Here is a 22,534-nt window from a genome sequence, read left to right on the forward strand (position 1 = left end):
CCAAGTGCACAGCAAATAAATTTTCTTATTACGCTCGCATTTTATAGTTTTAGACAAAATCCCAATCCATGAAAAAACTGCTTGTTGTTTTGTTTTCTATTCCCTTATTTATTGGCTGCAAGAAAGTTAAAAAGGAACCTGAAGTCGTAACACAGGTAGTTGAACAGGAAAGCCCTAAAAAAGAAGTGCCTTTTGTATGGGAAGGCGCCAATGTCTACTTTTTGCTCACCGATCGCTTCAACAACGGCAATCCGGATAACGACATCAATTTTGACAGGACTGAGGAAACTGGCGTTTTACGCGGTTTTGAGGGCGGGGACATTCAAGGTATCACCCAAAAAATCAAGGAAGGCTATTTCACCGATTTGGGCATCAATGCCATTTGGTTTACCCCTGTAGTGGAGCAAATCCATGGCGCAACCGACGAAGGCACTGGAAAAACCTATGGTTACCACGGCTATTGGGCAAAGGATTGGACAGCGATAGACCCCAATTTTGGTACCAAAAAGGATTTGGAAGAGTTGGTGAAAACGGCCCATAGCAAGGGTATCCGGATTTTATTGGATGTGGTGTTGAACCATACTGGCCCAGTCACGGAAAAAGACCCCGTATGGCCCGATGATTGGGTACGCACCGGTCCCAAATGCGAGTTCACCACCTACGAAAATACAACGGCCTGTACTTTGGTGGAGAACCTACCGGATATTCTGACCGAGTCTGACGAAGCAGTGGAACTGCCCGATGCCCTTTTGGCCAAATGGAAACAGGAAGGGCGTTTGAGCAAGGAACTGGACGAACTGCAACTCTTTTTTGAACGTACGGGCTATCCAAGGGCTCCCCGTTACTACATCATCAAATGGCTTACGGATTATATCAATGATTTAGGGGTGGATGGTTTCCGTGTGGATACCGTAAAGCACGTCAACGAAAATGCTTGGTCCGACCTATATACGGAAGCAACTTATGCCTTTGAAATGTGGAAGAAAAAACACCAGGACCAAGTTTTGGACGAGAATCCATTTTACATGGTGGGCGAAGTCTACAACTACGGTATTTCTGGCGGACGCGATTTTGATTTTGGCGACAAAAAAGTAGATTTCTTTGACTATGGATTCAAGAGCCTTATCAATTTTGAGCTGAAAAACGACGCAGATAAAAACTATGAGGCGATTTTTTCAAAATACAACAAACTGCTCCAGACCAAATTAAAGGACAAAAGCGTACTGAACTATCTTACTTCCCACGATGATGGCGCGCCTTATGACAAGGAGCGAAAAAAAACCTATCGTGCTGCCAATGTTTTGCTGTTGACGCCCGGTGCCTCACAAGTGTATTATGGGGACGAAACCTCCCGTAATTTGATCATAGAAGGAACCGAAGGTGATGCCACTTTGCGCTCGTTCATGAATTGGGAAGATTTGGATAGCCTTCCCGAAATACAAAACATACACAAACATTGGCAAAAACTGGGACAGTTCAGAGCCAACCATCCGGCTATTGGTGCTGGAAAACATAAGCGTCTGGCCAAATCGCCCTACGTATTCTCCAGAACCTATGTTAACGGAGACTATAGGGACAAAGTGGTAGTAGGGTTGGATTTACCTAAAGGTAAAAAATCGCTATGGGTAAAAGGCTTTTTTGGAGATGGCACCGTGCTGTACGATACCTATTCCGAAACAGAGGTCACCGTGGCCAATGGAAAGGTGGTCTTGGACAATGCGTATGACATTGCCCTATTGGAATTGGTCGAGTAATTCCATTACTGTCTGGAGTGCAAAGCGATCCGATTGCCCTCCGTATCCAAAAAAACGGCCATGAAGCCGATTTCAGGGCTGATCTGGGTCTTCGACTGCACAATTTTTCCTCCATTGGACTCGATACGGTCCAATTCGTTTTGTACATCCAAGCTGTTGAAATACACCAATACCCCTTGGCTATCGCTCGGTTTGTACCAATCCTTGTTTTGAATTAGTGAGCCCGCAGCTCCCGGTTTGTCCATATCCGAAGGAAACCACCCCATTTTGGTGCCCCCAAAATCCTGTAGTTCTATCTTCACTTGAAAAACCGCTTCATAAAACGTTTTGGCCCGGTCCATATCCACTACGGGGATTTCGAACCAGCCCACCATATTAAAATCCATAACTTAATTGTTTTCTAAAATCTGTTTTAAACTTGCCAACCCCTCTTCAAAATCCTTCCCGATGGCCTTGTCCATGCTCATAAAAAGCATCATAATACTCATGGGAAACTTATTTTTGCCCGAGAAGCCCCAAATCACCTTGGTCGTATCGGTATCCACCGCTTTGGTCTCCATATAGGCATTGGAAGTGGATTTAAAGGGCTTTAGAAACCGAAGTTCCGATTCGATGCGCTCGCCGTCCACAATTCGCGTAAGTTCCTGCTCCCCTTCCCCAACATCCTTATTACCTTTCCAACTACTTACGGCACCCACTTCGCCATCGGTACCCGTAAAATTCTTTGTCATGTTCGGGTCGCGCTTGCCCCATGGGGACCATTCATCTTGATTTTTCAATAATTGGAGATAATCAAAAACAACGCTTTTGGGTCGATTGATTTCGATAGATCGGGAAACATCATACCTTTTTGGGGCAATGGCTGCCAACAGAAGAATCAAGGCCAATATGGCCATAAGAATATAAAGTACGATCATGTTTGTAATTCATTGGTTATCAATTAAAAATACAAAAAAAATTACTCGGATACGTATCTTTTGATGATCCCTTTTACATGCTTGATGGATTTTTTGGTCCAGTCCAAGCGTTTTTCCAGTATTTCCGCTTCCGTCAAACGCCAATCAACATCCGAATCCCTGACTTTTTGTACCAATTGCTGAATGATAATGGCTGCGGAGACCGAAACATTAAGGCTCTCTGAAAAACCGACCATGGGGATTTTGAGGAAACCATCGGCCTGCTGCATCACTGTTTTGGAAAGACCTTCCTTTTCGGTACCAAAAAATATTGCCGATTTTTCAGAAGGAAAAAAATCGGGCAGCAGACTGGAATCGTTGTGGGGTGTTGTGGCAATAATTTGATATCCTTCGCTTTTTAGTTTGGCAACGCAATCTGCCGTGGTCCCGTACCGGTGAACATCCACCCATTGTTCGGCACCCACCGCAATATTCTTGTCCAATCGCTTACCAAATCGATGTTCGATGACATGAAGCTCCTGTACCCCGAACACATCACAACTACGAAGAATGGCACTGGTATTGTGCAATTGATAAACATCTTCTACCGCTACGGTAATATGCTTCGTTCGTTTTTGGAGCACGTCCAAAAATCGCTGTTTTCGTTCCTCGGTAAGATAGGTCTCCAAGTATGTCAGCAAATCATGATCGATCATAAAACCAAGATAGGAAAAAATGGCTTTTTTGACTCGTAGTGCATTTTTTCTATATGTTATTGCTTGATGGTGGAGCTATACCTTAGTAACTTTGACCATGTAATTGAGCCTTACTGTACCACGGGTTTTCTTTTTGCTGAAAACTCCCTATCTTTTATCAAACAAGGTTCAATTTTAGCAACAAATGAAAACTAGCGTACTTCAAAAAACAATGCGGATTATTTTGGGAGGATTGATGGTGCTTGCCGGCATCGGACACCTTACCTTTCAACGGGAAGAATTTCAGGCCCAAGTCCCTCGATGGTTGCCCAGTAGTCCCGAATTCATGGATTTTGTGGTTGTTGCTTCGGGCGTTGTGGAAATTGGCCTTGGGCTGGCCATGATATTTCTTTGGAAGCATCAGATTAAAGTGGGGATTGTATTGGCTATTTTTTATGTGCTTATCTTTCCGGGAAATATTTCACAATACACAAATGGCATAGATGCCTTTGGATTGGACACGGACCGAAAAAGATTCATCCGGTTGTTCTTTCAACCCGTATTGATTCTTTGGGCCTTGTGGTCCACAGGAGCATTAAAACACTTGATGAACAAATCAAAAGATTAATATGAATGCATCTTTTTATGATTTTGAGGCCAATGGTTTGAACGGAGAAAAAATCTCCATGGAGGAATTCAAAGGCAAGACCATTCTGGTAGTGAACACTGCAAGTGCATGCGGATTGACCCCACAATACAAAGGCTTGGAAAAATTGTACCAAAAGTACAAGGATAAGGGGTTGGTGGTTCTGGGTTTTCCCTGCAACCAATTTGGCAACCAAGAAAGTGGCACCTCCGAAGAAATACAGGAGTTTTGCCAAGTAAATTATGGCGTTAGTTTTCCTATGTTCGAAAAAATTAAGGTCAATGGAAGCAGTGCACATACCCTATTTAAGTTTTTAAAGTCCAAACTGGGCGGTGGTATTTTTGGCAGCAAGATCAAATGGAACTTCACCAAATTCTTGATCAACAAGAACGGGGTTCCTAAAAAGCGATTCGGTCCAACCACCATACCCAAGGATTTGGAAAAGCATATCGAAAAACTACTGTGATCACTTCTCATCAGCTTTTCAAAATTAATTGAAGCCTATATGTCCAAACCGAAAATTGTAGTGCTCACGGGAGCAGGGATGAGTGCCGAAAGCGGGTTGAAAACCTTTAGGGACGAAAATGGACTTTGGGAAGGTCACGATGTGATGGAAGTTGCCTCGCCCCAAGGGTTTGCCCGAAACCCTGAATTGGTGCTGGAATTTTATAACCAGCGCAGAAGACAACTATTGGAGGTGTCACCAAACGCTGGACACCGAGCCTTGGCCAAGCTGGAGCAAGCGTTTGACGTAAGCATTGTGACCCAAAATGTGGATAATCTGCATGAAAAAGCAGGCAGTTCGCATGTGATTCATTTGCACGGAGAATTATTCAAAGTGCGCAGCACCGTGGATGAAAGCCATGTTTTAGATTGGCAAAAGGACCTCGTTTTGGGCGATACCGACCCAAGCGGGCATCAATTGCGGCCACATATTGTTTGGTTTGGTGAAATGGTCCCCATGCTGGAAATTGCGGCCCAAATCACCCAACAAGCGGAAATATTGATTGTCGTCGGTACCTCCATGCAGGTATATCCCGCCGCCAGTTTGATTCATTATGCCCCAAACCGAACGCCGATTTATTTCATCGACCCGCGCCCCAACATCCGCTCTTCGGATTTTGAAAATCTTACAGTGATTCCCAAAACCGCGGCCCAAGGCGTTCCAGATTTAGTAGAGGAACTTCTTAATAATTGGCTCTAGCATCTTTGGCCCAAGACACCAAGGCGTTGATCTGCTCTTGGGTAAGTTTAGCATCCCCGTGGGTCCAAGTGTATTCTTTTAAGGGCATTTCTCCTTCTTTCACCTCTTCGATAAGCTCTTCCAATTTATGGTCTTTCTTCTTGGTATCGTAATTCTGCCAATCAGAAAAGTTCAAGTGTTTCTTCCCATCTTCGATATGGTCTGCCAACCAATAGGAAACAGGGGCGATGTTGTTGTACCAAGGATATTCTGTGTTGTCACTATGACAATCGTAACAAGCGGTATTCAAAATGGCCTTTACCTCTGGGGAAGGATTGGTCTCGGTTTCAAAAGCAGCTACATAGTCACCTGCTGCCACATTTTTTTCCGGACGGTAAAATTGCATCCCAACTAGCACCACCAAGAGTGCCAATGCGATTTTTTTTGCTATTTTCATTGGATAAGGATTTTGGTAAATATATTGAATTTTCATGACCGAGAAACAGCTGCATACCTCTCTTTTTGCCACAAGGATTTCCAAAGCGCAAATCGATATATTGGTTGGACAATTGGAGAAAGAACCACAACTGGCAGAGGTGCTTTTTCAGTACGTTTTACAAGAAGATAAAGAAGGTACCTTTAATGCAAGCTGGACGTTTGACCATTTAATGCGAAAACAGCTTCACTATCTGTTGCCCTTTATGGAAACCTTTACCAATGGGCTTTCGCAACTGCAATCAGAATCCTGTATTCGGCCCATCGCCCACGTTTGCGAAATGGTATGCGAAGCCTACTTTAAGAAAAAAGACCCTACTTTTTTAAAAACAGTCACCAATAATCAGTTGGAAAAAATAATGACCGCCTGTTTTGATTGGCTCATCGGACCCATGAATATTGCGCCCAAGGTGTTCGCCATGAGCAGCCTGTATTACCTAGGCTTTAAATTTGATTGGGTCCACCCCGAATTGAAGCAGGTTTTGGAGGACAATTACCCTAACGGGACCAGTGGTTACCGAAACAGGGCCAAAAAAACTCTGGATAAGTTGGCCCGATTGGGCGTCTAAACTGTAGACTTTAAGTATCTTTGGGGCTTTCAAAATTTTCTGGAACATGTCGCTCACCCAACTAAATGCCATTTCACCCATTGACGGTAGGTATCGAAACAAGACCAAGGCCCTTAAGGACTATTTTTCGGAGGAAGCCCTGATTAAATATAGGGTTCTTGTTGAAATTGAATACTTTATTGCGCTTTGCGAGATTCCTTTGCCCCAATTGGCCGATTTTGACAAAGGGCTGTTCACCGAGCTCCAAAAAATTTATCAGGATTTTTCTACGGAAGATGCACAAGTCATCAAGGACATAGAAAAAACGACCAATCACGATGTAAAGGCGGTGGAATATTTCATCAAACAAAAGTTTGATGGACTCCACCTTCAAAAATACAAGGAGTTCATCCATTTTGGATTGACATCCCAAGATATCAACAATACAGCCATTCCGTTATCCATCAAAGAGGCGATGAACGATGTGTATGTGCCTGCCTATCTGGAAGTATTTGAAAAATTGAAGGAATTGGCAAAGGAATGGGAAAATATCCCCATGTTGGCCCGTACCCATGGGCAACCGGCCTCCCCTACCCGTTTGGGCAAGGAAATCGAGGTGTTTGTGGAAAGGTTCAAGGAGCAGTTCAACCTATTGAACGACATTCCTAGTGCCGCTAAATTCGGGGGAGCCACGGGAAATTACAATGCACACAAAGTCGCTTATCCCCAAAACGATTGGAGAGCATTTGGAAAGCAGTTTGTGCAGGAGAAATTAGGTTTACACCACTCCTTCCCCACCACACAGATTGAGCATTACGACCACATGGCCGCTTTGTTCGATTGCTTGAAGCGCATCAATACCATTTTGATCGATTTGGACCGCGATATGTGGACCTACATCTCGATGGATTACTTCAAGCAGAAAATCAAAAAAGGTGAGGTTGGCTCTTCTGCCATGCCGCACAAGGTAAACCCTATCGATTTTGAGAATTCCGAAGGAAATTTAGGCTTGGCCAATGCGGTTTTTGAGCATTTGTCCGCCAAATTGCCCATTTCCCGATTGCAGCGCGACCTTACGGACAGTACCGTTTTACGGAATGTGGGCGTTCCTTTTGCACATACCTTGGTCGGATTCCAATCCACTTTAAAGGGTTTGAACAAATTGGTGTTGAACCCTACTAAATTTGAAGAGGATTTGGAGGATAACTGGGCCGTTGTTGCCGAAGCCATTCAAACCATCTTGCGCAGGGAAGGCTATCCCAATCCATACGAAGCGCTGAAAGGTTTGACACGCACCAATGCCAAGATCAACCAGAAATCCATTGCAGATTTCATTGAAACCTTGGAAGTGTCAGATGCGATTAAGGCGGAGTTGAAACAGATCACCCCAGCGAATTATACCGGGGTGTAGTTTTCTAATTAGCAGAGGCCCATCCAAAAAAAATGATGGCTCAGCCCATACTTAAAAGGAAAAACGTTCTACTCCTTTTTCTCGATGTTGACCCTATGTGGATATGGGATTTCAATGCCAGCTTCATCCAAGGCCAATTTACTGTTTTCATAGGTGTCAAAGTACACGTCCCAGTAATCATCTGGCTCGCAAAAGGGCCGTACGGCAAAATTCACGGAGCTATCTGCCAACTCCAACACATTTACGGAGGGAGCCGGGTCTTTCAACACTTTGGGGTTGGAGGTCAGGACCTGCAGTAACACCTCCTTAGTTTTTTTGATATCCTCCCCATAACCGACCCCGATCACCGTATCTACCCGAACTTTCCCTTCGGCGGTGTAATTAATGATGTTCCCATTGGCCATGGCACCATTGGGCACAATGGCCAATCTGCTTTGGGGCGTTACCAACTTAGTGGTAAATATTTCAATGCCCTTTACCTTGCCCAAAACACCTTGGGCCTCGATCAAGTCGCCGATTTTGTACGGCTTAAAAATCATGATGAGCACCCCTCCTGCAAAATTGGAGAGGGAGCCCTGTAAGGCCAGACCTACCGCCAAACCAGCAGCGGCGATAACTGCGGCAAAGGTAGTGACGTCGACACCCAAACGGGAAATCACAATAATGATCAAGAATATTTTGAGTGCCCAAGAGAAGAGGTTCAACAAAAACTTTTGGAGGGATTCATCGTACTTGCTTTTGGACATTACTGTGCGGGTTCCTTTGATGATTTTCTTTACCACCCACATCCCCACGATATAGATGATGAGGGCCGTTAGTAATTTGGGACCGAATTCCTTACTAAGTTCAATACCGTAATCGAACCATTCCTGCGCTTTTTCCATAAGGTTGAATTTTTGTCAGTGTGCTTGTTATGAGACACTAAGATACTAAACCAAGTCACAGTTTAAGGAATGGAGTTTCATTGAACATAAAAAAGGGCGACAAAAGTCGCCCTGATTAGATGGATATAATGATTGGTCTTAGCCTTTTAAAAAGTCTCCAATTTCGCCAAGGCCTTCACCTTTGTAGTCGGATTTTTGAATGGCCTGCATTAATTGGATAATGTGGGCGGGGTTCATATCCTTGCCCAGTACACGCACCAGGGCAAAGCCCTTATCTTCGCTGTCGCCGTAAATGATCACTTCGTCAATGGCATCTTCGTCGCCCAAATATTTAATGACGCCCTTGCCGTATTTGGAATTGATTTTCATCAGCTCCACAAAGTCGTCTCCTTTAAGGATTTCGCGTACTTTTTTCTTTTCGATTTCATATTCTGCCGCGTTGTCCGCATTCTTCTTGAAGGCCAGTAGATTGAACTTACGCAGGGATTCGATGGCCTCCTTTTGGGTCGGGTTCAAATCCTCCTCGTTCAATTTTAGGATACTTGCGGGTACGTCAATGGACAAAAAGTTGGGGTTCTCCGAATTGTCCACGTAATATTCTTGCAGACTGGGCTGCGAAGCACAGGAAGCCAGAAGCACTGCTCCGGCCAATACTAGTGTTTTTACAATATGTTTCATCTGTTTCATTTTTTGATTGATAGAATACCTTAAAATTGGTTGACAGTAATGAGTTGTTGTTTCTTGTGTTTTGTTACAAGTCGCACCCGATTACTGTCAACCGATAGGTTTATTTAGTTCTTTTTACTTGCTTCGTTCAATTCTTCTGGCAAGTTCATCTTTTTGGTCAAAGAACTGATCTTGTTCAGGTCAATATCACCGGTTAGGGATAGAATCACGGTTTCGAACTTTCGGCCATCGGCCTCTACATTCTTCATTCCTGTGACGAACATCAGCAGTTCGCTTACATGGTCGGCATCCTTACCTTCCTTGATGTAGAACTTCACGTTGGCTTCTTTGTCCTTTACCCGCATCAATTCCTCCATTTTTGAACTGGACAGGTAGCTATCCACGGAAGCTTTCATGTCGTCACCGATTTTCTTGTTCTCGGTAGTAAAGACTTTTAAGCTTTTAAGACTGCTGGCAATATCCATAAAGTCCTGTGCTTCGGGATCATCAACCTCTACATCGATTTTCGCCAAAAGGTTGAACATACTTTTGTTCACTACCACAGAGGTTACCTCGTCCAAATCCTCGAACTTGTCAAACAGGGATTGTGAAAATCCTGCCAAAGGCAACACGGTCATTACTGCGATTAAAATATACTTTTTCATTTTGTTACGTTTTTTAATTGTTACTGTAAATTTTTTGTTTTGCTTCTTCAAACTCGTTCAGGTAGGCCACTTTTTCTGTTCCCCGACTAAAGTTTTCTGCGAGGAGCTCAAAAGCTTTTTTGGTTTCCTGATAGGCGTACTCCGCCTTTTGCTGTTCCAAGCGTTTTGTTTCTTGGTACTGATTGCCAAAATAAATGCCAAAGGCGAGAACTACGGCCGCTGCTACGGATAGCCACTTGTAATAGTTTACTCTAGGTTTTAATGGTACCTGCTTGGTGTACTTTTCTTCCTTGGCCATGGAAAAGTAGTTGAACATGGGTTTGTACTGTTCCAAGTGGGGTGCAACCTCATCTTGTGCAAAATACGCCCTAAGTGTTCTTTCTTCGTCCACTGTGGCAGTGGCATCGAAGTACTTCTCCAATATTTTCTCTATGTTACCCAATTCCATAGTTGTGTTTTTTTATCAATTCTTCCCGTACTGTTTTCCTTGCCCTCGACAGTGCTACGCGCACTGCGGTGGGTTTCATGTCCAAGAGCTCGCATATCTCGTCGAACTCATATTGCTCTACATCCCGTAGCTGCAATATCATTTTTTGTTGTTCTGGCAGTTCTTCCATGATCCGTTCCATCCAACTTACACTGTCTTCGGCCTCCAATTGTTTCTGTAGGGAGATGTTGTCGTCGCTGTAATTGCTGTGGACCAGTTTTAGGTTCCCTGCTTGTTTGGACTTTAAGCGGTCCAAACAAAAGTTTTTGGTCATCGTCATGGCAAAGGCCTCAACATTTTTGTACTCTGACATGGACTCGTTCTTTGACCATAGCTTCAACAAAATTTCTTGAGTGGCATCTTCCGCCTCCTCCCGGGAAACCAACAGTCGCTTTGCGAGTCTGTACAGTTTATCCTGAAAAGGTAAAACCACATTTAAAAATTCTGTTTGTTTCATTTGGTTGTCTTCGTTGTTTTTGTGTCTTTCTTATCGACCTACACTATCACGACGACACATATCGAAATTTGTTACAAAAAATTTGAAATATGCCTCCATAAGCCTATTTTGCAGGGGAATTTTGTAAAGTCGACTATGTAATTTTACTCAAATCAACCTTTACATCTGATACATTTGGAACAAAATTTGAGTAAATTCACTAAAAATTGAATTATGAAAAAGTGTTTCTTCCTGTTTTTGGGGCTATCCCTGTTTGTTTTATCCTGTAGTAACGATGATGATGGCATCCAAAACGGACCTACCCCGAATCCCGACCCAAGTGCCAATGTAATTGCACAAGATTTTATGTGGCAAGCCATGAACCTCTGGTATTTCTGGCAGGGCGATGTCGCCGACCTCGCCGACGACCGATTTGCTACCGATGCGGAGTACACGGCTTTTTTGGAATCATATAATGATCCAGAAATTTTTTATTATACCATCTGTAACAATCATCGAGAAATAGTAGGAACTCAAGCAGCAACCGATCGTTTCAGTTCTGAAAACGAAAACTACAAGGATTTGGTGAATAGTCTTTCCGGCATCTCTCAAAGTAATGGGGTGGAATTTGGATTGGGACTTATCGATGGCACCAATAATGTTTTTGGTTTTGTACAATATATTTGGCCCGATTCTGATGCATCGACCAAAAATATATCCCGTGGGGAATTCTTTACCCGTGTGGATGGCGTGCAACTTACAACAGGAAATTACAGAGAACTTTTGTTTGGGGACAACAGTACTTATACTCTCGGTATGGCCACGGTTTCCAATGGTGCCATATCCGATAGTGCCAAAGAGGTCACCTTGACCAAAATAGAAAACCAAGTGGAAGACCCTATCCTTGTGGCCAAAACCCTGGATGTGAACGGAACCAAAGTGGCCTATTTGATGTACAATCGCTTTTTGAGCAGTTTTAATGAGGATTTGAACGATGCGTTTGCCACCTTTAAGGCCGAGGGTGCCACAGAACTTGTGTTGGACGTAAGGTATAATCCCGGAGGCTCCGTGAACACTTCTCGCCTATTGGCCAGTATGATTTATGGCACCAATACCAGTGATGTGTATATTAAACAACAATGGAACGACAAGATACAGGCACAGTTGTCGGATGACTTTCTAACCGATTACTTTGCCAACTCTACAGGAAGCAGTCCTATTAATTCTTTGAATTTAAGTAGGGTTTTCGTCATAGCTACCGAGAGTTCGGCCTCTGCCAGTGAATTGGTGATGAACGGGCTTGCTCCCTATGTGGATGTTATTCATATTGGAGAAACCACTGCTGGTAAAATCGAGTTCTCAATCACATTGGTAGACGACCCGGGCAACTCCTTTGTTTACAACAGTGACCGTGAAGGTAATATCAATCCACAAAACAGTTGGGGATTGCAGCCTTTGGTGGGAATAAATGTAAACGCAGCCGGAAATTCCGATTATATTGACGGTCTGGTTCCCGATATTGCCATCAGTGAAGATTTGACCAATCTTGGAACTTTGGGAGAAGTATCCGAGCCGTTGTTGGCGCGTGCGCTGGAAGAGATTGCCCCAGGTGTCACCAAAATGGACTTTACAGTGGAAATGCCTGCAGACGCCTTTACCACTTCAAGGATCCATACACCTGTAAGGGACCATATGTATTTGGAAAAACCTTTGCAATTGAACAAATAAAAAAAGCGGCCAGATGGCCGCTTTTCTTTTTTAAAGATTGAGACTAAAACCCAATCTAAAATTTCGTCCCCTAGTGGTAAACCCAAGCAGTTCCCTATAATCCTCGTTCAATAAATTATCCGCATTTAGGAATACGTTCAATTTATTTTTGATCAACTCATGCCGGATGGCAAAGTTCAACAGGGAAAATGGTTCCAAGGCGATGTCGGTAAACGTATTAAAATCTGTATCAAAACGTTCGCCCGTATAAGCATAATCCAACGATGTATTGGTACTTTCCGAGAACTGGTACCAAAACGATAGGTTCGCCTTATGTTTGGGAATACGGATGGCATTGTCCCCTTTTCGCTCCGTAAAGGTGTAATTGGCATTTACCCGAAAATCGCTCCATGGCAACCAAGAGGCTTCTACCTCTACCCCATTGGCATCGATTTCGTCCGCTACATTGATGTTCGTAAAATTGGCATCGAAACCAATCGCGTTGGTTTCATTCCTATCAAAATAAAGGGTGCTAACCCTAAAAGTGTTATCCACTTTCAACTCCACGCCCCCTTCAATGGTGGTGTTTTCTTCGGGTTCCAAATCAGGATTTCCCCCAAAGGCACCGAACAATTGGGTCAAATTAGGTGTGATGTAAGAGGTGGCATAGGAGCCCAATAGTTTCACATATCCCTTTTCAGTATCAAAAACAAAAGAAGGATTTACGTTGTACACAAAATGGTTCCCGTATTCCGAATGATTGTTCAGTCTCGCCCCTGCATTCACATTCAGGCCAAAATCTGAAACATAGACCACATTGGCATAAGGGTCCACAATGGTGAAATCAACTTCCTCCGTGAAGATAGCTTCATCCTTGATGTAGTTTACACCTATTATGGTATGAAATTGCTCCCCGAACACATATTTATGGTACAAGTCGAACACCCAGTTATTACCCTCCGTAATGCTCTCACCAAAGGTGTCGTTGGCCTCGGACTCATAATCCGAATACGCCGCATTCAAATGTACCGAACCTTTGCCATAGGTATATTCCGAGGATAGCCCTACCCTTTGTTGTTCGTTCTCGCCCAAATTTGGGGCATCCATCATGCTGGCATCATATTCATTTTTAAATTTGGTCTGGTTTCCATATACCTGAAGCTCAAATTGTTCCGAAAACCGATACCCCAACCGCACGTTGGTGCTGAAGTGGGAAAAAATGTCCTCTTCGTTCTGTGGTGTGACTGCTGCCGACATTCCACTTCTGTATCGATTGGAAAAATCGACCCCGTAATTCAACTTGCCCAACGTACCGTTTACGTTGGCTGAATTTTGGATGCTTCCCAAGTCGTAACTCTGGTCATCAGCAGTTTGATTGGTTCCGATACTGGTCTCAAAAGCACCAGCGACCTCTCTCTCGGAACTTTTCTTTGTTGTGATGTTGATCACGGCGGTTGCAGCGTTGGTACCATAAAGCGTGCTGGCCGCCCCTTTAATAATTTCGATGGACTCAATAGTGTTGGGAGAAAGCAAGCGAAGGTCATACTCTGCCGAAAAGGTGGAAGGGTCCGATACCCGAACCCCATCGATTACGATCAGCACTTGGCGACCCCGTCCACCGCGGGCGAACGTCCCCAGTACGGCGCCATCCCTACCGCGGCTTCCCGCAATTTCGATACCGCTTTTGGTGTTGATGATTTCGGCAACGGTCCTACCTTGGTTCCGTTGCAGTTCCTCTGTGGTAATCTTGATCACCGTTTTACCAGAGTTTTCTCGTTTCAGCTCAAATTTTGAATCGCTGACAACAACCTCGTCCAGTTGCTGCAGTTTAAGTGAATCTTGCGGTACATTTTGCGCAAAGACCCCCTTACCCGCCAATAAGGCGGTAATCAACCATAAATGATTTTTTTTCATTTCGTTTAATTGAATAAACGGGAGAATAGTATGTGATGCATACGTAAACTTTTATCCCGAAAGTTTAACATTGTTTGTTTGAATTTGGCAGGTCTCCTGGCTTGCGTATTGTCCTCTACCTTCCCACCCGGTCGGGCAGTGGTTTTGAAGTTGAGACAATCACCTACTACGTACTGATGCTCAAAAACATCAGTGCCGATTCGGCACAGCTTACAGTTGCGGGAACAGCTCCGGTTTTGCACCGGATTCCCTTTTAATCCCACGGAAACATCCGTGCGAACCAAAATTCAAGCCCAAAGCTAGTCATTCCGTTTAATCTTTTTCTGCAAAACTTAAATAATCTTACTTTTGACCCATGGCAAAAAAACAGTGGTCAATTCCAATCCTAGGATTCGTTTTGTTTGTGTTGATGGGCTGCAAACAGGAAAAAAAAGCGGAGATCCATCACAATGAAACAGTACCATCGTCCATAAGCTACGCCAAAGGTTTTACCGTTACAAAAGAGGGGGACATCACTCTTATTGAAGTTACCGCTGCATGGCCTGGGGCAAAAAGTTTCACCTATGCTTTGGTCCCGAAGCAAAAACTTGCCAGTATGACCTTCCCTCGTGATGCCTACGATGCTATTATTGGGACGCCTGTTGAAAACATAGTACTTACTTCCACAACGCATATGGAACCAATCATCCAGCTTGGGGAGCTAAACGCTGTTGTGGGCTTTCCAAACACCGATTATATCTCGTCCCCAGCGGCAAGGGAGCGCATTGCCCAAGGAGCCATCAAGGATTTGGGAATGAACGACAGGCTTAATACCGAAATGGTGCTCGAACTAAATCCCGAACTCATTGTTGGTTTTAGCATCAATGAGGATAACAATGCTTACGACATCATGCGACGGGCAGGCATCCCAGTGGTATATAATGGGGATTGGGTGGAGCAAAGTCCGTTGGGCAAAGCCGAATGGGTCAAGTTTTTTGCGCCCTTCTTTCAAAAGGAAACCTTGGGAGATAGCATTTTTACAGAAATTGAAGCTTCCTACCGTAATGCTAAGGAACTTGTACAAAAAGCGACCTCAAAACCCACGGTATTAACAGGTGGATTATACAAAGATGTCTGGTACGTAGCAGGTGGAAAAAGTTGGATGGCCCAATTTCTGGAGGATGCGAACGCCGATTATTTGTGGGCCAACACTGCTGAAACAGGAAGCATCGGTCTGAGCTTGGAAACCGTATTGGCCAAAGCACAGAATGCAGAGTTCTGGTTCAATCCCTCGGCACAGACTACCTACGATGAATTGGCCCAAGCCAACACCCATCATGTGGAGTTTGACGCCTTTAAAAACAAAAAGGTCTATTCCAACGCCATTGACAAAGGAGAAAAGGGCGGACTCATCTTCTATGAAACCGCTCCGCAACACCCGGATATCGTGCTCAAAGACCTTATCAAAATATTGCATCCAGCGTTATTGCCGGAGCATCAACTCCAATTCATCAAACCCTTGCCCTAAATGCTAGCCTCGCGGACATATCGGATTTCTTTCGTGCTTTTGGCATTGGCACTCCTATGCGCTCTGCTATTGAACATTAGTTCGGGTTCGGTGAGCATTCCGTTTTTAGATGTGGTTTCCCTTTTGTGGGGAAAAACACCCGAGATTGTTTCTTGGGAGTACATTGTTTGGGAGTATCGGGTACCCAAGGCCTTTACCTCCATCTTGGTCGGTGCAGGTCTATCGTTGAGTGGACTTTTGATGCAGACCCTGTTTAGAAATCCGTTGGCTGGCCCATTTGTCTTGGGCATCAGTTCTGGGGCCAGTTTGGGTGCAGCTTTATTGTTGATGGGCACTTCCCTCCTGGCAGGCTACACCGCTTTCGGGTTTTTGAGCGATGTTTCCTTGGCCATTGCAGCCAGTGTTGGCAGCTTTTTGGTGCTTTTGGTGGTCATGATTGTGGCACAGCGCGCAAAGGACACCATGGCCTTACTGATCATCGGACTGATGTTCGGAAGCATTACCTCGGCCATTGTAAGCGTATTGGCCTATTTCTCAAGCGCTGAAAACTTGCAACGCTTCATATTTTGGTCGTTTGGGAGCGTGGGAAATCTGTCCATGAATCAGCTGTTGCTGTTGGGAGGCATTGTACTTTTAGGTGTTCTGTTGAGCATCTCCTCCATAAAATCGTTGAATGCCTTTCTCTTGGGCGAGCATTACGCACAAAGTCTGGGCGTATCACTCAACAAATCCCGGTTGATCATCATCATTGCCACGGGACTATTGGCGGGTGGTATTACGGCCTTTGCCGGACCCATTGCTTTTGTGGGCTTGGCCGTGCCGCATCTTACCCGTCAAATCTTTGATACCATGGAACACAAAGTGTTGATTCCTGCCGTAATGCTGTATGGTGCCATTTTGATGTTGTTGTGCGATACCTTGGCACAATTGCCCAATTCCGCCAGTGTTTTGCCCATTAATGCGATTACCTCCTTGGTGGGGGCGCCTGTGGTGATTTGGCTTTTGGTACGCAAACGTAAAATGATGTTCTGATGGTAAAAACGGAGAAAAACATACTGTCCATTACCAACCTGTCCATCGGGTACGGCAACAAAAGTGTGGCCAACAACATCAATTTCGATTTGGAAGCTGGAATGTTATGTGGAGTTGTCGGCATCAATGGCATCGGAAAATCAACATTGCTACGCACCTTGGGGAGGTTTCAACCCAAACTTGGTGGAGCTATTTCGTTGAATGGCCAATCCTTGGAAAAATATGGCTCCACCGCCCTATCCAAGACACTTAGCGTGGTACTGACGGAACCACCCGCTTCCAAAAACCTTACCGTACAGGAATTGATCGCTTTGGGAAGACAACCCTACACCAACTGGTTGGGCACCTTGACAAAAACCGACAAACAACAGATAGAGGCGAGTTTGGATGCTTTTTTGTTGAACGAACTTCGGAACAGTAAATGCCACGAACTTAGTGATGGTCAACTACAACGAGTATTGGTGGCAAGAGCTATGGCACAGGACACTTCTTTAATCTTGTTGGATGAGCCTACTACGCATTTGGATCTATATCACAAGGTACAAATCTTAAAAATGCTGCAACGATTGGCACATGAACGTCAAAAAACCATTCTGTTTACCACCCACGAAATCGACCTGGCTATACAGCTATGTGACCGAATCCTGATTTTGGACGGAAAAGAGCATCCTTTCGGAGACCCGTGCGAACTTATCGAGCAAAAACACTTTGATCGATTGTTTCCTTCGGAAATGGTACAGTTTGATGCTAAAACGGGTTCGTTTAAAGTGAACAAGTAAGTACATTTTACATTTCGGCATCAAATGGAATCCGTTATCTTTATCGTTCATAAAATTTTTCATGAGTACAGAATTGATCTATGTAATTGTTGGCATTTTAGCATTGGCCATTGGTCTTGTTGCAGGGATGTATGTTCAAAAACTGAAAACCAAATCCACAGAAAGTGTGTGGATGGACAGGGAAATCAAATCTAAAGAACTGGAGACATCCTTGAAAGGTGAATTGAAAGAGCTACAACAGAAAAAGTCCGAATTGGAGATTGCTTTGGCCCGAGAAGAATCTAAATCAAAAAATCTTGAGGATAAGTTGCTGGAACAAAAACAGGAACTGGAAAAGCTCCAAGAGAAATTCACCAAGGAGTTTGAAAACCTGGCCAACAAGATTCTCGACGAGAAAAGCGAAAAATTTACCAAAAGCAACAAAGAGAATATTGAAAACATCCTGACTCCCCTCAATAAAAAAATTAAGGAGTTCGAGGAAAAAGTAGAAAAGTCACAAAAGGAAAATATCAGCATCAACTCTTCGCTGAAACAACAGTTGGAAAGCCTGCAACAACAAAATCTAAAAATCACTCAAGAGGCGGAAAACTTGACCAAAGCCCTGAAAGGCGATAGCAAAATGCAAGGGAACTGGGGCGAATTGGTGTTGGAACGGGTTCTGGAAAAATCTGGATTGGAAAAAGATCGTGAATACAGCGTTCAGCAAAGCTTCCAACGAGAGGATGGCACTCGGGTAATGCCCGACGTTATTATCCACCTACCTGATGGCAAAAAAATGGTGGTGGATTCCAAGGTTTCATTAACAGATTACGAGCGATACACCAACGCGGAAGAAGAAGACAGACCCAAATTCTTGAAAGACCATATCAACTCTTTGAGAAGGCACGTGGAACAGCTCTCCTCCAAAAAGTATGAAGACCTTTACGAAATGGAGAGCCCCGATTTTGTGTTGATGTTCGTGCCCATAGAACCTGCTTTCGCCATTGCCATCAACGAAGACAACTCCCTGTACAACAAAGCGTTTGAACAAAATATTGTTATCGTTACCCCATCAACCTTATTGGCTACGTTGCGAACGATAGATTCGATGTGGAGCAATGAAAAGCAACAACGCAATGCCATTGAGATTGCACGACAAGCAGGTGCACTTTACGACAAATTTGAAGGGTTTGTAAGCGATTTGACCAAAGTCGGGAAGAAGATGGATGAGGCGAAAAGTGAATATCGCGGCGCCATGAACAAATTGGTTGAAGGACGCGGCAATATCGTGACTACCATAGAAAAATTGAAAAAAATGGGGGCCAAGGCCAAAAAATCCCTTCCCGAACCTATTTTAAAAAGGGCCCATGATGACGATTTTGAAGAGTTAGATCAATAAAACACCATAAACACTGACCATGAAAAAAATTATAACCATTCTTATAGCTGCTATTGTAATTGGTGTCGTGGGCTATTTTGCTTTTGTGTATTACGTGCCATACAGTGAAGGCTATCGTTCCGGAGAATTGATAAAGTTCAGCAGAAAGGGCGTCATGGTGAAAACCTGGGAAGGGCAAATCAGTCAGGGGTTATCGGGTACCAATGTATTTTCGTTTTCCGTGGAAGATGGCGAAAAAGAGATTATTGAAAAAATGAAGGAGTACCAAGGACAGTACATCAAAGTCACGTACAAGGAACGCTACGCTACCTTTTTCTGGCTGGGCGATACTAAATATTTTATCACAGAGGTAAAATCGGAGAAGTCACCGATTTTCAGGAACTAGATGACACACCCCTAACCCCATCAACACATGAAAAAATTCAAATCATCCCGAGAAAGCAGGGTTTCCATCACGGAACTTATGCTGCCCTCCCACTCCAATTTTGGCGGTAAAGTGCATGGCGGACACATTCTCAATCTCATGGACCAAATAGCGTTTGCCTGTGCATCCAAACATTCGCAAAGCTATTGCGTTACAGCCTCCGTGAATCGTGTGGATTTTTTGAACCCAATTGATGTGGGCGAACTGGTTACTTTAAAGGCATCCATCAACTATACGGGTAAAACTTCGATGGTGGTCGGGGTTCGTGTAGAATCGGAAAATGTGACCACAGGAATGGTCAAACATTGTAATTCTTCCTATTTCACCATGGTAGCCAAGGGAAAGGACGGAAAAAACAAAACAGTTCCCGGATTGATCCTCAAGACCAAACAGGACATTCGCCGTTTTGCGCGGAGCAAGGAACGTAAACAATCGGCCTTTCAGCGCGATAGTAAATATGAATCCAACAATTTTAAGGTAAACGAGTACTTGGAGTTTTTACAGGGCGAAAACGTTAAGATGGATTTTGATTGAGCTCTGCGGCAGCCTCCTCATCCAAAAACCATACTAAATTCCCCGATGCTGGATTTACCAAAGACGCCGGATACGCTTCCGAACCTTCGGTTTTCTCCACCACCGCCTTAACTTTCTCCGATTTTGATGCCCCTGTGACCAAAAAAGCGACCTCTTTGGCAGTATTGATCACTTTTCCGTTGATGGACACCCGTTTTTGTTCCGAATCAGGGTGGGTGGCCACTACGCAATGGTCTTCCGCATCCCAAAGTTCGATTTCATGCGGGAAAATGGAAGCCGTATGTCCGTCATCGCCCATTCCTAAAATGACCAAATCGAATTGGGGCACGCCTTCTACCCTATCCAAATTGATTTCAAGCAGATTGGCATAGCGCAAGGCTTCGCCCTTGGGGTCTTTTTCTCCCAATATCCTATGAATATTCTCCTTGGGCACCTCAATTTTGGAAAACAGGTGCTCCACTGTCATTTTATAGTTGCTCTCATCATCGGAAGGAGGCACACAACGTTCGTCTCCCCAATAAAAATGTATCTTCTTCCAATCTACCTTATCCGAAAAATTTTCGGCCAGTACATCAAAAACTATTTTGGGGGTGCTCCCGCCCGAAAGGGCTACATGAAACGTACCCTTGTCTTTCACTTGATCCACAAAATAGCTGGAAAACTGTTCAGCTACCTTTTGTTTGTCTTTATATATTTTCAAATTCATGTTCAATTAATTTTGTTTCTCGACTTTTCCTTCGACTGCGCTCAGGATGACATCTCGAACAGAAAAATGATCATTGTCTATCGCTTATTGATAATCGTATCTAACAGATTACGCAATACCCTGGGTCATCGGCCAAGTTTTCGCTGGGATTACGCCAATATCCATCATCTTCAATCAAATCATCCGCATTTTCAGGTCCCCAGGCACCAGCAGCGTAACCATACATGCGAACATCCTTTCCACTGCTCCAATAATTCAAAATAGGGTCCACAAATTCCCATGCTGCCTCCACCTCATCGGCGCGGGCATAGAGCGTAGCATCCCCTTGCATGGCATCCAACAACAAGCGTTCATAGGCTTCCATCACGTAAGTTTCAGCCAAATTGGCGTAGTAAAAATCCAAATTGGCGCGCTCTACCTTAAATCCTTGTCCCGGAACCTTTACACCAAACTTGATAAGAATCCCCTCATCGGGTTGGATACGGATAATCAATTTATTGTCCATCTCCTGCATTTCGGACCCCTTAAATATTTGATGGTGTGGCTTTTTAAAGTGAATGACAATCTCCGTTACCTTGGTGGGCATTCGTTTGGCAGTCCTCACATAAAAGGGAACCCCATGCCAACGCCAGTTGTCCACATAGAATTTAATGGCCGCATAGGTTTCTGTGGTGGAATTAGGGTCTACTCCATCTTCCTCCCGATAGCCTTTTACATCTTTTCCATCCACTTTGGAAGCCACATATTGAGCTCGAATGGTATTCTCAAAAAGTTCTTTTTCGTCTGTCATAATACGGAGCGACTTCAATGCCTTTACTTTTTCATTCCTGATTTCTTCGGCATCCGCACCAATGGGGGGCTCCATCACCACCAAGGAAACAATCTGCAACAAATGGTTTTGGAACATATCCCGAAGGGCACCCGATTTATCATAGTAGCCACCACGTTTTTCTACGCCAACACTTTCGGCATTGGTGATTTCAACCCGTTGGATATAGTTTCGGTTCCACAAAGGCTCAAAAATACTGTTGGAAAAACGGGTCACCAGTAAGTTTTGCACCGTTTCCTTCCCTAAATAATGGTCGATTCTGTAAATCTGGTGCTCCCTAAAATATTTGTGAAGTCCTTTGTTCAATTTCTGGGCCGTCTCCAAACTATAACCAAAAGGCTTCTCCACAATCAAGCGTTTCCAACCATTGTTCTGCGTGTTCATGCCCGCATCGGAAAGGTTGTGGGAAATGGTTTCGTAAAGTGTGGGCGGTGTGGACAAATAATAAATAATATTGCCCGAAGTATTGTACTTTTCCTTGAGTGCCTCCACCCGTTTGCGGAGCGTACCGTAATCCGTATCGTAACTCTTGCCCAGATCTTCATAAAACAGCTTGTCCGCAAAACCTTTTACCTTGTCCTTGTCCAGCTTTTCGGTTTTCGCAGCCAAGTATTTGCTTTCATAGACCACCCGGTCACGAAATGCCTCGTCCGATAGGTCACTTCGGCTCACGCCAAGCACCACAAAGTTTTCCGGGAGTTGCTTGGCCATGTAGAGGTTGAACAGGGAAGGTATCAGCTTTCTAGCGGTTAAATCGCCCGAAGCCCCAAAAATTACGAGCATTTGATTATCGGTCTTTTTCATAGTGTTCTTTGGTTTCTGGCAGATTGTGCTCCCTCAACACCGCTCACTGCAAAAGGTGTCATTATTTTTGAGCATGACGAATATAAGGTTTATTTTAGGTTCTTAATTGAAGAAACCACAACCTTTGGGTTGTCTTAACATCAAAAGAAGAAGA

Annotated in this window: 25 protein-coding genes and 1 riboswitch; of the genes, 13 read left to right on the forward strand and 12 right to left on the reverse strand. The window is 44.1% G+C overall.

Annotated elements, in window-relative coordinates:
* The first annotated feature begins 68 nt into the window (after positions 1 to 68).
* The gene (locus GGE08_RS05855) at positions 69 to 1,754 is read left to right on the forward strand and encodes an alpha-amylase family glycosyl hydrolase (RefSeq protein WP_179383969.1); all 1,686 of its coding nucleotides are present in this window, start codon (positions 69 to 71) and stop codon (positions 1,752 to 1,754) included.
* A 5-nt stretch (positions 1,755 to 1,759) separates the two neighbouring features.
* On the opposite strand, the gene GGE08_RS05860 is transcribed toward GGE08_RS05855, so the two are convergent.
* Genes GGE08_RS05860 through GGE08_RS05870 form a run of 3 tightly spaced genes read right to left on the reverse strand, consistent with a single transcriptional unit; the run spans position 1,760 to position 3,366 of the window.
* Entirely contained in the window at positions 1,760 to 2,140 is a 381-nt protein-coding gene (locus GGE08_RS05860) for a VOC family protein (RefSeq protein WP_257023963.1), read from the reverse strand.
* Between the two features lie 3 nt (positions 2,141 to 2,143).
* Positions 2,144 to 2,671 carry an SRPBCC family protein gene (locus GGE08_RS05865; protein ID WP_179383970.1) on the reverse strand — a complete coding sequence of 176 codons (528 nt, stop codon included), beginning with the start codon at positions 2,669 to 2,671 and terminating at the stop codon, positions 2,144 to 2,146.
* Between the two features lie 41 nt (positions 2,672 to 2,712).
* A complete protein-coding gene (locus tag GGE08_RS05870; RefSeq protein ID WP_179383971.1) occupies positions 2,713 to 3,366 on the reverse strand; it encodes an RNA methyltransferase in 654 nt (217 codons plus the stop codon).
* Positions 3,367 to 3,550: 184 nt separating this feature from the next.
* On the opposite strand from GGE08_RS05870, the gene GGE08_RS05875 reads away from it, so the two are divergent.
* Genes GGE08_RS05875 through GGE08_RS05885 form a run of 3 tightly spaced genes read left to right on the forward strand, consistent with a single transcriptional unit; the run spans position 3,551 to position 5,195 of the window.
* Positions 3,551 to 3,973, forward strand: coding sequence for a hypothetical protein (locus GGE08_RS05875; protein WP_179383972.1), 423 nt, complete (start codon positions 3,551 to 3,553; stop codon positions 3,971 to 3,973).
* Position 3,974: 1 nt separating this feature from the next.
* Entirely contained in the window at positions 3,975 to 4,457 is a 483-nt protein-coding gene (locus GGE08_RS05880) for a glutathione peroxidase (RefSeq protein ID WP_179383973.1), read from the forward strand.
* A 39-nt stretch (positions 4,458 to 4,496) separates the two neighbouring features.
* A complete protein-coding gene (locus GGE08_RS05885) occupies positions 4,497 to 5,195 on the forward strand; it encodes an SIR2 family NAD-dependent protein deacylase (RefSeq protein ID WP_179383974.1) in 699 nt (232 codons plus the stop codon).
* On the opposite strand, the gene GGE08_RS05890 is transcribed toward GGE08_RS05885, so the two are convergent.
* Entirely contained in the window at positions 5,179 to 5,631 is a 453-nt protein-coding gene (locus GGE08_RS05890) for a heme-binding domain-containing protein (RefSeq protein WP_179383975.1), read from the reverse strand. The two genes, GGE08_RS05885 and GGE08_RS05890, sit on opposite strands and share 17 nt — an antisense overlap.
* A 34-nt stretch (positions 5,632 to 5,665) precedes the next feature.
* On the opposite strand from GGE08_RS05890, the gene GGE08_RS05895 reads away from it, so the two are divergent.
* Positions 5,666 to 6,238, forward strand: coding sequence for a hypothetical protein (locus GGE08_RS05895; RefSeq protein ID WP_179383976.1), 573 nt, complete (start codon positions 5,666 to 5,668; stop codon positions 6,236 to 6,238).
* Between the two features lie 46 nt (positions 6,239 to 6,284).
* Positions 6,285 to 7,628, forward strand: coding sequence for an adenylosuccinate lyase (gene purB, locus GGE08_RS05900; protein ID WP_179383977.1), 1,344 nt, complete (start codon positions 6,285 to 6,287; stop codon positions 7,626 to 7,628).
* Positions 7,629 to 7,696: 68 nt separating this feature from the next.
* On the opposite strand, the gene GGE08_RS05905 is transcribed toward purB, so the two are convergent.
* The 5 genes from GGE08_RS05905 to GGE08_RS05925 all read right to left on the reverse strand — a co-directional run bounded on the left by GGE08_RS05905 (position 7,697) and on the right by GGE08_RS05925 (position 10,787).
* Positions 7,697 to 8,512: a mechanosensitive ion channel family protein gene (locus GGE08_RS05905; RefSeq protein WP_179383978.1), complete on the reverse strand. Its 816-nt coding sequence runs from the start codon at positions 8,510 to 8,512 to the stop codon at positions 7,697 to 7,699.
* Between the two features lie 138 nt (positions 8,513 to 8,650).
* Positions 8,651 to 9,190 carry a DUF4252 domain-containing protein gene (locus tag GGE08_RS05910; protein WP_127141627.1) on the reverse strand — a complete coding sequence of 180 codons (540 nt, stop codon included), beginning with the start codon at positions 9,188 to 9,190 and terminating at the stop codon, positions 8,651 to 8,653.
* Positions 9,191 to 9,303: 113 nt separating this feature from the next.
* Positions 9,304 to 9,843, reverse strand: a complete 540-nt coding sequence (locus GGE08_RS05915; RefSeq protein WP_179383979.1) for a DUF4252 domain-containing protein — start codon at positions 9,841 to 9,843, stop codon at positions 9,304 to 9,306.
* A gap of 13 nt (positions 9,844 to 9,856) precedes the next feature.
* Positions 9,857 to 10,291, reverse strand: a complete 435-nt coding sequence (locus GGE08_RS05920; protein ID WP_179383980.1) for a hypothetical protein — start codon at positions 10,289 to 10,291, stop codon at positions 9,857 to 9,859.
* The gene (locus tag GGE08_RS05925; RefSeq protein ID WP_179383981.1) at positions 10,278 to 10,787 is read right to left on the reverse strand and encodes an RNA polymerase sigma factor; all 510 of its coding nucleotides are present in this window, start codon (positions 10,785 to 10,787) and stop codon (positions 10,278 to 10,280) included. The genes GGE08_RS05920 and GGE08_RS05925 overlap by 14 nt, the downstream gene beginning before the upstream one ends.
* A gap of 213 nt (positions 10,788 to 11,000) precedes the next feature.
* On the opposite strand from GGE08_RS05925, the gene GGE08_RS05930 reads away from it, so the two are divergent.
* Entirely contained in the window at positions 11,001 to 12,494 is a 1,494-nt protein-coding gene (locus GGE08_RS05930; RefSeq protein WP_179383982.1) for a S41 family peptidase, read from the forward strand.
* A gap of 30 nt (positions 12,495 to 12,524) precedes the next feature.
* Here GGE08_RS05930 and GGE08_RS05935 read toward each other — a convergent pair whose 3' ends face one another.
* Positions 12,525 to 14,387 carry a TonB-dependent receptor plug domain-containing protein gene (locus GGE08_RS05935; protein WP_179383983.1) on the reverse strand — a complete coding sequence of 621 codons (1,863 nt, stop codon included), beginning with the start codon at positions 14,385 to 14,387 and terminating at the stop codon, positions 12,525 to 12,527.
* Between the two features lie 68 nt (positions 14,388 to 14,455).
* A riboswitch (cobalamin riboswitch) is annotated at positions 14,456 to 14,687 on the reverse strand.
* A gap of 55 nt (positions 14,688 to 14,742) precedes the next feature.
* Between GGE08_RS05935 and GGE08_RS05940 the strand changes: the two genes are divergently transcribed.
* From GGE08_RS05940 to GGE08_RS05965, 6 genes are all read left to right on the forward strand, one after another.
* On the forward strand, positions 14,743 to 15,894 hold the full coding sequence (locus GGE08_RS05940) for an ABC transporter substrate-binding protein (protein WP_179383984.1): 1,152 nt from the start codon (positions 14,743 to 14,745) through the stop codon (positions 15,892 to 15,894).
* Entirely contained in the window at positions 15,895 to 16,926 is a 1,032-nt protein-coding gene (locus GGE08_RS05945) for an iron ABC transporter permease (RefSeq protein ID WP_179383985.1), read from the forward strand.
* Positions 16,926 to 17,705 (forward strand): ABC transporter ATP-binding protein, encoded by a 780-nt coding sequence (locus GGE08_RS05950; protein ID WP_179383986.1) that lies wholly within the window; start codon positions 16,926 to 16,928, stop codon positions 17,703 to 17,705. The genes GGE08_RS05945 and GGE08_RS05950 overlap by 1 nt, the downstream gene beginning before the upstream one ends.
* Before the next feature lie 61 nt (positions 17,706 to 17,766).
* On the forward strand, positions 17,767 to 19,083 hold the full coding sequence (gene rmuC / locus GGE08_RS05955) for a DNA recombination protein RmuC (protein WP_179383987.1): 1,317 nt from the start codon (positions 17,767 to 17,769) through the stop codon (positions 19,081 to 19,083).
* Positions 19,084 to 19,102: 19 nt separating this feature from the next.
* Complete coding sequence (locus GGE08_RS05960) at positions 19,103 to 19,468, forward strand: 6-phosphogluconate dehydrogenase (RefSeq protein WP_179383988.1); 366 nt, start codon at positions 19,103 to 19,105, stop codon at positions 19,466 to 19,468.
* Between the two features lie 27 nt (positions 19,469 to 19,495).
* Positions 19,496 to 20,041 carry an acyl-CoA thioesterase gene (locus tag GGE08_RS05965; protein WP_127141615.1) on the forward strand — a complete coding sequence of 182 codons (546 nt, stop codon included), beginning with the start codon at positions 19,496 to 19,498 and terminating at the stop codon, positions 20,039 to 20,041.
* Here the strand turns inward: GGE08_RS05965 and pgl are convergent.
* Together pgl and zwf are read right to left on the reverse strand one after the other, a co-directional pair.
* Positions 20,022 to 20,747, reverse strand: a complete 726-nt coding sequence (pgl, locus tag GGE08_RS05970) for a 6-phosphogluconolactonase (protein WP_179383989.1) — start codon at positions 20,745 to 20,747, stop codon at positions 20,022 to 20,024. The genes GGE08_RS05965 and pgl overlap by 20 nt on opposite strands.
* A gap of 100 nt (positions 20,748 to 20,847) precedes the next feature.
* Entirely contained in the window at positions 20,848 to 22,380 is a 1,533-nt protein-coding gene (gene zwf / locus GGE08_RS05975; RefSeq protein ID WP_179383990.1) for a glucose-6-phosphate dehydrogenase, read from the reverse strand.
* Positions 22,381 to 22,534: the final 154 nt, after the last annotated feature.

Source organism: Allomuricauda sp. ARW1Y1 (assembly GCF_013407935.1).
Lineage (GTDB): Bacteria > Bacteroidota > Bacteroidia > Flavobacteriales > Flavobacteriaceae > Flagellimonas.